The 1491-nt window shown below is 59.8% G+C and carries 1 protein-coding gene; it reads right to left on the minus strand.

Going from position 1 to position 1491, the window contains the following annotated elements:
* Positions 1–227 precede the first annotated feature (227 nt).
* The gene (locus AB3X86_RS38130) at positions 228–1358 is read right to left on the minus strand and encodes an IS110 family transposase (RefSeq protein ID WP_368599886.1); all 1131 of its coding nucleotides are present in this window, start codon (positions 1356–1358) and stop codon (positions 228–230) included.
* Positions 1359–1491 lie beyond the last annotated feature (133 nt).

A 1491-nucleotide genomic window follows, 5' to 3' on the forward strand; every position in this document is an offset into this window, starting at 1 on the left:
CGAATTCCCTGAGGGCGGCGTAGCAGTAACTCTCGACGGTGGATCACGCTGATATTCGCGGGTTGGGTACCGCATTACGGTGGTCCGTCTCATGAGCCTGCCGCTGACTTGCTTCGCACGCCGACCTGGTGTCGTTGCTAAAAGAGGACGCGGGTTGCTCGAATACCGGGCTGCGCCGCCCTCAGGGAACTCTTCTGTTGCTATACGGGTTCCATGCTCCGCAGATGTCAGACTGAATAAACGTCCTGCGGTCTTGCCATAGCCATGCCCAGCCGGCCAATGTCCCAGATAAAAGCAGCCAGTTCGCGGGCGACTGCGACGATGGCCACATGGGCAATCTTTCCTCTGGCCACCAGCTTCCGGTATCGCCGGCATAGCCGCAGTTGCGCGTCCCAAGCCCGATCGATGATCGCCTTTGGAATGCCTTCGTGACGGCGCTGGATTTCAATGCTCACGCGTGCCGGATGGCGGTAGCTCCACGCGGATTCGACCAGCAGCTTTCTTGCGTAACTGTTTCCCGTCTTCGTGATGCTGCCTTGGCGCCGTTTGCCACCCGACGAATGTTCCGACGGCGTCACACCAAGCCACGCCATCAGTTGACGTGGATGCTCGAAGCGTGACAGATCGCCCAGTTCGGACACCAGGCCGATAGCCGACGTGAAGTTAATGCCCCGCATCGCCTGCAGCGCAAGCACAGCGGGATAGAAACGCCAGTCTGCAACGGCTTCACGCAACGCGGTTTCCAGTCGTTCGCATTGCGCCAGGCGATCCTCGATCGTGCGGCGGTGCTCGTTGAATGCAAGTTGTTGCCAGCCGCTGTCAAACGAGAACGTGCTCAGCCAGCGGCGGTGAGCTGGCCCCCAGTCCGCTCGTCCAAAGTAATTCACGCCATGCTGGAGCAGGAACGATTTCAGCCGGCATCGCGCCTGCTTGAGGTCTTCTCTCGCTGATGACCAGGCACGGGCCAGATCGCGAAACGCTTCATCTTCCATCGCTGGCACATGCACGGCAGACAGATCGCCGGCTCGCAGTGAGCGCACCAGCTTGATTGCGTCGCGGCGGTCCGTCTTGACGCGTTCACCAGGCTTGCGTGGGATGAGTGATGGTGCGCACACCATGCAGTCGAAACCCTTGTCGATCAACCGTCGATACAGGCCGTAACCGCATGGGCCCGCTTCATAAACCACGCAGATGTGACGCGCTTTGCACTGCAGCCGTTTGCATAAGCGATCAACTTCGATCTGTGTCGTACCGATCTTGCCGAGCAACTCCACGTCGCCCATATCGACCGAGTAGGCAACCATGATCGAATCCTTGTGGACGTCGAGCCCTACGTACAACGTGCTATCGTCTTGCATGCTAGCCTCCGTGCCGGAAACAGACCGTTGAGCGGCGGATCCGTCCCCACTCAATGCGGCTCTGGCAGCCATGCTAACCCGCGCTCAAATCCGCACGGCGGCTAGCCTCGTCGCACGGGAGTCATACTGACTT

It is taken from the genome of Paraburkholderia sp. BR14374 (genome assembly GCF_040948685.1).
Classification (GTDB): domain Bacteria; phylum Pseudomonadota; class Gammaproteobacteria; order Burkholderiales; family Burkholderiaceae; genus Paraburkholderia; species Paraburkholderia youngii.

Excerpts from the sequence above, each read along its gene's own strand:
- AB3X86_RS38130 (WP_368599886.1), bottom strand. The coding sequence starts at position 1,358 with ATGCAAGACGATAGCACGTTGTACGTAGGGCTCGACGTCCACAAGGAT.